Genomic DNA, 9,331 nt, shown 5'->3' with positions numbered 1-9,331 from the left:
GTCACGGTACTGGTCTCGGCGGTGGGCTGACGGCGCGGATCCGGGCGCGCAAGCGGCCGCCGACGGCCCGGGGTGTCAGTCGCCGAGGCCCGCGAGGTCGCGCAGACGGCGGGCCTGGGCGGCACGCTCGGCGGCGCGCTGCTGCTCGTAGGTGCGTCCACAGACACCCTGGAGCAGCGCCTTGGTCTCGATGACCGCGTCACGCGGCGCGGAGAGCAGTGCGGCGCTCAAGTCCCGTACCGCGGCGTCGAGTTCGTCACCGGGCACGGCGATGTTGGCGAGGCCGATGCGCTCGGCCTCCTCGGCGTGAACGAAGCGGCCCGTGGCACAGATCTCCAGCGCACGGGCGTAGCCGACGAGGGAGACAAGCGGGTGCGTACCGGTCAGGTCCGGCACGAGGCCCAGGCTGGTCTCGCGCATGGCGAACTGCACGTCCTCGGCGACGACCCGCAGGTCGCAGGCGAGGGCGAGCTGGAACCCGGCACCGATGGCGTGCCCCTGGACAGCCGCGATCGACACGATGTCGCTACGGCGCCACCAGGTGAACGCCTCCTGGTACTCGGCGATGACCGCGTCCAGGTCCTCGTCCGAACCGCGTGCCAGGTCGAGGAAGGACGGCTCTCCGTCGAAGCCCTCGGGCGTGAACGCCTGCCGGTCGAGCCCGGCGGAGAAGGACATGCCCTCGCCACGCAGGACCACGACCCGCACGCTGCCCGGCAGTGACCGTCCGGCTTCCGTCAACGCCCGCCACAGAGCGGGAGACTGAGCGTTGCGCTTCGCCGGGTTGGTCAGGGTCACCGTGGCAACGGCGTCCTCGACGGTGAGCCGTACACCGTCCTTGTCGAAAACGAGCACAGAGTCGAGCGAAGTCATGGGGCGCCTCCGGTTCCAGTGCAGCACTGACAGCAATACTGACGCGTAAGTGACTGCACAGTAACCACCCGGTCGACCGCACGGTCGACCGGGTGGCCACCATGAGAATCGGTGGACCCGACGAACCGCGCCCCGGTCAGGCCGAGGCGGCCTTCTTGCCCCGTGTCGCCCCGCCGCGTCCACGCAGCGTGACTCCGGACTCACTGAGCATCCGGTGGACGAATCCGTAGGAGCGACCGGTTTCCTCGGCCAGCGCCCGGATGCTCGCACCGGAGTCGTACTTCTTCTTCAGGTCTGCCGCGAGCTTGTCGCGCGCGGCGCCGGTCACCCGGCTGCCCTTCTTCAGAGTCTCGGCCACCCGTGCCTCCTCATGGGAAGTGCGCTCTGGACTTCTCATGATCACCCCTTCCGGACGTCCTGGCCACCCATTCGACAAGGTCCGTGCCACAAGGATTGCGGGAGCGGAAGGTGACGTCACGACCGGAATCCCTGATTCCGGTGCGCTCGGAGCACGGCCGGGAACCGCTCGGGGCGGGAAGTACCAGGTCAGCGCCGCACCCGTGGAAAGAAGACGGCGCGGCCCCAGACGGAAGGATTCGTCAGGGGCCGCGCCAGGGGGTATGAGACGCACTCACTCAGATGAAGGATCACCCATGAGCCGAATGATCCATACCGAGATGATCAGGCGAGCGCCACCAGGTCCTTGTAGTCCGGACCCCACAGGTCCTCGACGCCGTCCGGGAGCAGGATGATCCGCTCCGGCTCCAGCGCGTCGACCGCGCCCTCGTCGTGGGTGACGAGGACGACCGCGCCCTTGTAGGTGCGCAGCGCGCCGAGGATCTCCTCGCGGCTGGCGGGGTCGAGGTTGTTGGTCGGCTCGTCGAGGAGCAGCACGTTCGCCGAGGAGACCACCAGGGTCGCGAGGGCCAGCCGGGTCTTCTCACCGCCGGAGAGGACTCCGGCCGGCTTGTCGACGTCGTCGCCGGAGAAGAGGAAGGATCCGAGCGTCTTGCGCACCTCGACCAGGTCGAGGTCGGGCGCGGACGACCGCATGTTCTCCAGGACGGTGCGGTCCGGGTCGAGCGTCTCGTGCTCCTGGGCGTAGTAGCCGAGCTTGAGGCCGTGGCCGGGGGTCACCTCGCCGGTGTCGGCCTTCTCGGCCCCGGCGAGCAGACGCAGCAGCGTGGTCTTGCCCGCGCCGTTGAGGCCGAGGATGACGACGCGCGAGCCCTTGTCGATGGCGAGGTTCACATCGGTGAAGATTTCGAGCGAGCCGTACGACTTGGACAGGCCCTCCGCCGTCAGCGGGGTCTTGCCGCAGGGCGCGGGCTCCGGGAAGCGGAGCTTGGCGACCTTGTCGTTGACCCGGACCGCCTCCAGGCCGGAGAGCAGACGCTCGGCACGCTTGGCCATGTTCTGGGCGGCGACGGTCTTGGTGGCCTTGGCGCGCATCTTGTCGGCCTGCGAGTTGAGGGCGGCGGCCTTCTTCTCGGCGTTCTGCCGCTCGCGCTTGCGGCGCTTCTCGTCGGCCTCGCGCTGCTGCTGGTAGAGCTTCCAGCCCATGTTGTAGACGTCGATCGTGGAGCGGTTGGCGTCCAGGTAGAAGACCTTGTTCACGACGGTCTCGACCAGGTCGACGTCGTGGGAGATGACGATGAAGCCACCGCGATAGGTCTTGAGGTAGTCGCGCAGCCAGACGATGGAGTCGGCGTCGAGGTGGTTGGTGGGCTCGTCGAGGAGCAGGGTGTCGGCGTCGGAGAAGAGGATCCGGGCCAGCTCGACCCGGCGGCGCTGACCACCGGAGAGGGTGTGCAGCGGCTGACCGAGGACCCGGTCCGGGAGCCCGAGGGCGGCGGCGATCGTGGACGCCTCGGCCTCGGCGGCGTACCCGCCCTTGGTGAGGAACTCGGTCTCCTGGCGCTCGTACTGCTTCATCGCCTTGTCGCGCGTGGCGCCGGAGCCGGTGGCGATGCGCTCCTCGTTCATCCGCATCTTGCGGATGAGGACGTCCAGGCCGCGGGCGGAGAGGATGCGGTCGCGGGCCAGGGTGTCGAGGTCACCGGTGCGCGGGTCCTGCGGGAGGTAGCCGACCTCGCCGGAGCGGGCGATCTGCCCGGCGGCGGGCATGCCCTCGCCGGCGAGGCATTTGGTGAGGGTGGTCTTGCCCGCTCCGTTGCGGCCGACCAGGCCGATGCGGTCGCCCTTGGCGATACGGAAGGAAGCGGACTCGATGAGGATGCGGGCGCCGGCGCGCAGCTCGATGCCGGAAGCGGTGATCACGGACAGACTCCAGGGCGGGGGTGGACGGCGGAAGGGCTCTTGGGCGGTTCGACGCCGCTAGTGCACGAGGAGAATGGCCATACGGCCAGTCTAACGGGACCCTGCAACTGCTTTTCGGCCACGGCCCGCATCGAGGCGCATCTCACGCCACCCCACCCACACCCGGCAAAAGGGGCGGGCCCTGTCGGATTCGCCGATACTCGGCCGCAGGGCGGCGGCCACTGCCGCGGCAGTCATGGCAGAGGTGGTGGTCCATGCAGTTCGACGACGACGCCAACCTGGACACCTCCGAGGTGAAGGACGTCCGCGGCAGCCGCATCCCGGGCGGGAGGGCCACCGTCGGCGGCGGAATCGTCGGCTTCATCGCACTGATCCTGGGGCTGCTCTTCGGGGTGGGCCCCGAGCAGCTCGGCCTCTCCTCCGGTGATCCCGAGCCTGCGGCGACCTCCTCCTCCGTGGCCCAGGTCGAGCGCACCTGCCGGACCGGCGCGGACGCGAACACCCGCGAGGACTGCCGGATCGTGGCGGTCGTCAACAGCGTGCAGGACTTCTGGCGGGCGGAGTACGCCCGGCGGGGCGGGCGGTACGGGGACGCGCGCACCGTGATGTTCACGAACCAGGTGGGCACCGCCTGCGGCTCGGCCACCTCGGCGGTCGGGCCCTTCTACTGTCCCGGGGACCGGCAGGTCTATCTCGACCTGGGGTTCTTCGACGAGCTGCGGACGAAGTTCGGCTCGACCGGTGGCCCCTTCGCTCAGGCGTACGTCGTGGCGCACGAGTACGGCCACCATGTGCAGAACATGATGGGCACCCTGGCCCGCTCCCAGGACGGGCGCGCGGGCGCCGACTCCAACGCCGTACGGGTGGAGCTGCAGGCGGACTGCTACGCCGGGGTCTGGGCGCACCACGCGACGACCACGCCGGACGATAAGACGGGCCGGCCGCTGCTGACGAAGCTCACGGAGGCCGACATCCGCGACGGCATGGACGCGGCGGCCGCGGTGGGCGACGACCGGATCCAGGAGAAGTTCCAGGGCCGGGTGACACCGGAGAACTGGACGCACGGCTCGGCGGCGCAGCGTCAGCAGTGGTTCTACACCGGCTACACGACGGGCGACATGGCGCGGTGCAACACCTTCCGCTGAGGCACGGCGTTGTCGGTGGCGAATGCCAGACTGAGACCCAGGTCACATTCCGGGCTTCCAGGCATCAGGCGATAAGGAGTGATCGATATGGCTGAGGGACCCCACATCTGTCCGACCCTGACCTATGACGACGCGCACGCCGCGATCAAGCAGCTCACGGAGGGGTTCGGCTTCACCCGCCACGCGGTGTACGAGGAGGACGGCAAGGTCGTGCACGCCGAGCTGACGTACGGGAACGGCATGGTGATGCTCGGCAGCAAGGGGACGGGCAGCGAGTTCGACAAGCTGGTCGAGGCCGCCGGGCCCACCGGGGTGTACGTCCACGTGGACGACGTGGACGCACACCACGCGCGGGCGGTGGAGCACGGCATCGAGATCGTGATGCCGCTCAAGGACCAGGAGTACGGCTCGCGGGACTACATCGCCCGCGACGCGGAGGGCAACATCTGGAGCTTCGGCACGTATCTCCCGGGAGGCGCGGAGTAGCGGGCCCTCACGCCTCCCTCACGATCCCCCGGTGTGGACCTGGAAGGCCGCCCGGCGGACGGCCTTGGCGAGGGCCGGGTCGGGGTGGGCGGCCGCGAGGGCGACCAGGACCTGGACCGTACGGGGGTGGCCGACGGCCCTGATCTCGTCGAGGAGGGCCGGGACGGTGCCCTGCACGGCGGAGTCGAGGTGGCGGACGAGCAGGACGCTCTCACCGTGGTCGGCGACGGCCGCGGCGGTGTCCACCCAGAGCCAGGTCGCCTCCTCGCGGGTGAGCACGTCCTGGGCGTCGTCGGGGTCGGCTCCGTCGTACTCGGCGAGCCAGAGCAGGGCGTAGGGGCGCAGCGAGGCCTCCGCGGCGGCGGCCCGGACCTCGGCCTCCGCGGGGGCTCCGACGACGCGGAGCGCCTCGAAGGCGAGACCGCGCAGCAGGGCGTCCTCTCCGCGGGCGACGGCGAGGAGCTCCGTGACCGCGGAGGAGAGGGTGCGGGCCGCGAGCCAGGCGCGGTACTCGTCGCGGGCGGGGCCGGGGGTGAGCCGGGCGCAGCCGCGGAGCATGTCCTCGGCCGACTGCTCGATGTTGCCGGCGGGGCTCTGGGCGGCGACGCAGATCTGCTCCAGCTTGACCCAGACCGCCCAGTTGCCCAGCGGCGTCAGGGTGGCGAGGCCGCCCTCGGTCTCCTCGGGACCGTCACCGAGGGTCAGGGCACCCACGGCGCCGAGGCCCTCCAGTGCCCAGTCGAGCAGGGCGGAGAGCCCGTCGGGGTCGGCCGCGCACACGGCGTCGGTGTCGGTGCCCGCTCCCTCGACGGGGACCTCGCAGCGCTCCTCGCGCAGCTCCTCGACCCGCTGCTGGAGCAGGTCGAGCAGGGCGGGGACGAGCACGGGTCCGGCGGAGAGCTGGAGCAGCGAGAGCACCTGCGGGACGGCCTCGACGACCTCGGCCACGGCGCTGGGCGCCACGCCCTCGGGAGCGGGGTGGACCAGGGACCAGGCGTCGAACAGGGCGACCCAGCCGCGCAGCACCGCGGAGTCGTCGCGGTCCCAGGCGTGCAGCCGCCAGCCGGGGCGGGCGGTGTCGCCGTGGAGTTCGACGAGTCCTGCGAGCCGGGCCCGGTCCCATCCGGCACGGATCTGGTCGGGCGTCAGGTCCAGTGCGGCGGCGGCGCGTTCCTGGACGGGGACGGCCTCGGGGCCGGTCGGAGCGGCGCCCCCGGCCCCGCGGTCGACGGCGGCCCAGCGGGCGATCCGTACGGCGTCGGCGAGGACGGTCCGTGCCTGGCGGGCCAGTTCCGCGCGGGGCGGAGTGCCCTCCGGCGGCCGCGGCGCCGGCCGGGTGCGCCGGGTCGTCACTGCCCGTCGGGCGGTGGCGAGTGCCCGCGGACGGACGAGTCGGAGTCTGGAGTTGCGCGCCAATTGCTCATCAGGCTTTCGAGACGTCACGGAGGCAGTCTTCCCGCTGACGGCCCGAAAGCCCAATCGGAATCGACAGCGCCGGTGGAACGCCGCCGGAGGAGGGGTCAGAGCAGGGGGGTGAGGAAGCGACGCAGGGCCTCTTCGTAGGGGACCGGGTCGGCGTTCCACATCGAGGCGTGCGGGGCGCCGCGGACCGTGTGCAGCGTGACCAGTTCCGGGCGGCGGGCGGCCAGTTCCTGGGACGGCTCCCAGGGGGCGATGGTGTCGTCGGGGCCGTGGAAGACCAGCGTCGGCACGCGCAGACCGGCCGGGTCGGAGACCGCCTGGAGACGGTCGGCGTGCAGGCCGGTCCTGTCCTGTGCGGCGCGGACGGCGAGCGGGAGCAGGGGGCCGGGGACGCGGCGGGCGGAGGCGAGGTTGCGCAGGGTGGCCTCCTGGTCGAGGACCGGGGAGTCCAGGACGAGGCCGCGGATCACGTCCCGTACGCCGGAGTCGGCGGCGGCGTGCAGGGCCATCGTGGCGCCGGGCCCCCAGCCGTACAGGACGACGTGCTGGGCGCCCTTGCGGACGGCGTACCGCAGGGCCGCGTCGACGTCGCGCCACTCGGAGTCGCCGAGATGGCCGAGGCCGTCCGGGGACGGGGGCGCGCCCTCGTCCCCGCGGTAGGCGAGACAGAGGACGGGGATCTGGCGCCGGGAGAGGAACGGGACGAGGTTGAGGGCATGCCGGCGGGTCGTGCCGATGCCGTGCAGGGCGATCACCCAGGTGGAGCGGGCGCCGGGGACGAGCCAGGCGGGGAGGGTGCCGAGTTCGCCGGGGATCTCGACGTCCTCGTGGTCGAGGCCGAGCGCGGTGGTCGGGGTGCCGTGGTGCAGCTCGGGGGTGAAGCGGACCCGGGCGCCAGGTTCCAGGGTGCCGAGCTCGACCCTTTCCAGGCGGCGGACGACGGTGTCCGCGCTGTGCGGGACCCGGTCGAGCACGGGTCCGACGACGGCGTGGACGTCCGGGCCCTCGATCCCGTACGTACCGGAGCGCAGCGAGGCCAGGCTGCGGGTGAGGGTGACCTGGTCGGCGCCCGTGGCGTGCACGGTGAGCCGGGGGTCACGGGGCAGGGGCCGTCCGGCCGCCTTGAGGGCGGCGTCACTGGCGTACCGGCCGGCCGCGATCGCGGCCGCGCCGACACCGAGCAGGGTGGTGACGGCCGCTGCCGTCGCTGTAGCCGGGCGCACCATCCCAGTGTCGGCAGGGCGGGGGCGGGCTGCCACCGGACAGACCCGCACGGGGCCACCTTGGAGTGACGTGGGTCTCATCTGCGGGTCCCCCGGTCGGCTGACGCGGCCCGCGGAGTGTCCGGCTGGTGACATGGGGCGAGTGGGGCGGAAGTGGGACACGTCCCGTCTGTCCCGCAACGGCACGGCTTACCCGGGGTTGCGGGGTGCCCACATGGTGGACGGAACCACGCCCGGAGAGGCTAAGCGGAATGTCTGGACACGGTTAGAGTCACCATGCAGCCCGACCCAGTTCACCTTCCGTTCACTCAGGTTGCCTACGTTCGTCCAGCCACTGACGTCAAACGATTGCCTGGGTAAATGGAACACATCACGCTGCTGCTCGCGATTGTGGTCGTGACAGCTCTCGTGTTCGATTTCACGAACGGTTTCCACGACACCGCCAACGCGATGGCGACGACCATCTCGACCGGTGCCCTCAAGCCCAAGACGGCGGTGGCCATGTCCGCCGTGCTCAACCTGGTCGGTGCGTTCCTGTCCGTCGAGGTCGCCAAGACGATCTCCGGCGGGATCATCAACGAACAGGGCATTCGTACCGAAGTGATCTTCGCGGCGCTCGTCGGCGCCATCCTCTGGAATCTGCTGACCTGGCTCATGGGTCTGCCGTCCAGCTCCTCCCACGCCCTCTTCGGCGGCCTCATCGGCGCGGCCGTGATGTCGGCCGGCTGGTCGGCGGTCAACGGCGGCACCATCGTCACCAAGGTGCTCATCCCCGCGATCGCCGCGCCGCTCGTCGCCGGCCTCGCCGCGATGGTGGCCACCCGGCTGACGTACAAGATCGCCTCCAGGACCGACGCGAAGTCCACGGCCAAGGGCTACCGGGCCGGCCAGATCGCCTCCGCCGGTCTCGTCTCCCTCGCGCACGGCACCAACGACGCGCAGAAGACGATGGGCATCATCACCCTGGCCCTGGTCACCCAGGGTGTCGTCGCCCCCGGCTCCAACCCCCCGATGTGGGTCGTCGTCTCCGCCGGTGTCGCGATCGCGCTCGGTACCTACCTCGGCGGCTGGCGCATCATCCGCACCATGGGCAAGGGCCTCACCGACCTTCAGCCTCAGCAGGGCTTCGCCGCCCAGACCAGCGCCGCCACGGTCATCCTGGCCTCGTCCAACCTGGGCTTCTCCCTCTCCACCACGCAGTCCTGCTCCGGCGCCGTGATGGGTGCGGGTCTCGGCCGCAAGGGCGGTGTCGTCCGCTGGTCGACCGCGACCCGGATGTTCGTCGCCTGGGGTCTGACCCTGCCCGCCGCGGGTCTGGTCGGCGCCGGCGCCGAGTTCCTCACCAAGCAGGGCGGCTGGGGCGTCGCCACCGTCGCGGTGCTCCTCGTCACCGGCTCGGGCATCATCTGGGCGCTGTCGCGCCGCAAGCCCGTCGACCACAACAACGTCACCGCGGACGACCTCGACGCCGAGCCCGCGGGTGTCGTCACCACCGCGATCGCGGCGGTCACCCCGCCGCCGGCCGGTTCCGTCGCCGCCGTCGCGGACGAGGACCTCAAGACCACCATCCCCTCGCCGGCCCCCACGGACCCGGCAGCCCCCACGGCCCCCGCGGCCGCGGTGTAAGGAACGAACGACATGAAGATCGACTGGGCAGCTCTCGGCTCCGTCTTCGGAGTCAGCCTCGTGGCGACCGTCGCCCTCGTGGGCCTGTTCACCCTCGGCATCGTCGGCCTCTCCAAGCAGGAGCAGGCCGCCTCCCAGGGAGGCTCCGCCGCCCTGGCGCGCACCGGCGCGTACGCCTGCTTCGCGCTGTGCGCGGCGGCCGTCGCGTACGGCATCTATCTGATCGTCGTCTGACGACGGTCCCGCTTCGCCGGACGGGCGGTCGCACCTTCGGGT

9 protein-coding genes are annotated in these 9,331 nt (G+C 71.4%); 4 read left to right on the top strand and 5 right to left on the bottom strand.

The window, feature by feature from the left end:
• Positions 1 to 75: 75 nt before the first annotated feature.
• The 3 genes from ACFC0D_RS29280 to ACFC0D_RS29270 all read right to left on the bottom strand — a co-directional run bounded on the left by ACFC0D_RS29280 (position 76) and on the right by ACFC0D_RS29270 (position 3,153).
• Positions 76 to 873 carry an enoyl-CoA hydratase/isomerase family protein gene (locus ACFC0D_RS29280; RefSeq protein WP_329122096.1) on the bottom strand — a complete coding sequence of 266 codons (798 nt, stop codon included), beginning with the start codon at positions 871 to 873 and terminating at the stop codon, positions 76 to 78.
• 136 nt (positions 874 to 1,009) lie between these two features.
• Positions 1,010 to 1,231 (bottom strand): helix-turn-helix domain-containing protein, encoded by a 222-nt coding sequence (locus ACFC0D_RS29275; protein WP_006123601.1) that lies wholly within the window; start codon positions 1,229 to 1,231, stop codon positions 1,010 to 1,012.
• A 323-nt stretch (positions 1,232 to 1,554) separates the two neighbouring features.
• Positions 1,555 to 3,153 (bottom strand): ABC-F family ATP-binding cassette domain-containing protein, encoded by a 1,599-nt coding sequence (locus tag ACFC0D_RS29270; protein WP_376442170.1) that lies wholly within the window; start codon positions 3,151 to 3,153, stop codon positions 1,555 to 1,557.
• Between the two features lie 254 nt (positions 3,154 to 3,407).
• Here ACFC0D_RS29270 and ACFC0D_RS29265 point away from each other — a divergent pair, with 254 nt between their 5' ends.
• The gene (locus ACFC0D_RS29265) at positions 3,408 to 4,298 is read left to right on the top strand and encodes a neutral zinc metallopeptidase (RefSeq protein WP_376442167.1); all 891 of its coding nucleotides are present in this window, start codon (positions 3,408 to 3,410) and stop codon (positions 4,296 to 4,298) included.
• A gap of 87 nt (positions 4,299 to 4,385) precedes the next feature.
• A complete protein-coding gene (locus tag ACFC0D_RS29260) occupies positions 4,386 to 4,784 on the top strand; it encodes a VOC family protein (RefSeq protein WP_376442165.1) in 399 nt (132 codons plus the stop codon).
• 18 nt (positions 4,785 to 4,802) lie between these two features.
• Here ACFC0D_RS29260 and ACFC0D_RS29255 read toward each other — a convergent pair whose 3' ends face one another.
• Together ACFC0D_RS29255 and ACFC0D_RS29250 are read right to left on the bottom strand one after the other, a co-directional pair.
• Complete coding sequence (locus ACFC0D_RS29255) at positions 4,803 to 6,227, bottom strand: hypothetical protein (protein ID WP_376442162.1); 1,425 nt, start codon at positions 6,225 to 6,227, stop codon at positions 4,803 to 4,805.
• Between the two features lie 77 nt (positions 6,228 to 6,304).
• Entirely contained in the window at positions 6,305 to 7,429 is a 1,125-nt protein-coding gene (locus ACFC0D_RS29250) for an alpha/beta hydrolase (RefSeq protein WP_376442159.1), read from the bottom strand.
• Between the two features lie 360 nt (positions 7,430 to 7,789).
• Here ACFC0D_RS29250 and ACFC0D_RS29245 point away from each other — a divergent pair, with 360 nt between their 5' ends.
• The gene (locus ACFC0D_RS29245; RefSeq protein ID WP_376442156.1) at positions 7,790 to 9,055 is read left to right on the top strand and encodes an anion permease; all 1,266 of its coding nucleotides are present in this window, start codon (positions 7,790 to 7,792) and stop codon (positions 9,053 to 9,055) included.
• A 12-nt stretch (positions 9,056 to 9,067) separates the two neighbouring features.
• Complete coding sequence (locus ACFC0D_RS29240; protein ID WP_329122086.1) at positions 9,068 to 9,289, top strand: hypothetical protein; 222 nt, start codon at positions 9,068 to 9,070, stop codon at positions 9,287 to 9,289.
• Positions 9,290 to 9,331: the final 42 nt, after the last annotated feature.

The sequence above is a fragment of the Streptomyces sp. NPDC056222 genome (genome assembly GCF_042264065.1).
Lineage (GTDB): Bacteria > Actinomycetota > Actinomycetes > Streptomycetales > Streptomycetaceae > Streptomyces.
Note: the sequence above shows the minus strand (reverse complement) of the source record. Positions and strands in the feature narration are given on the sequence as shown.

What these genes read in the sequence shown, in the direction of transcription:
- ACFC0D_RS29265 (WP_376442167.1), top strand. Translation starts at nt 3,408, where the DNA reads ATGCAGTTCGACGACGACGCCAACCTGGACACCTCCGAGGTGAAGGAC.
- ACFC0D_RS29260 (WP_376442165.1), top strand. Translation starts at nt 4,386, where the DNA reads ATGGCTGAGGGACCCCACATCTGTCCGACCCTGACCTATGACGACGCG.
- ACFC0D_RS29240 (WP_329122086.1), top strand. Translation starts at nt 9,068, where the DNA reads ATGAAGATCGACTGGGCAGCTCTCGGCTCCGTCTTCGGAGTCAGCCTC.
- ACFC0D_RS29245 (WP_376442156.1), top strand. Translation starts at nt 7,790, where the DNA reads ATGGAACACATCACGCTGCTGCTCGCGATTGTGGTCGTGACAGCTCTC.
- ACFC0D_RS29280 (WP_329122096.1), bottom strand. Translation starts at nt 873, where the DNA reads ATGACTTCGCTCGACTCTGTGCTCGTTTTCGACAAGGACGGTGTACGG.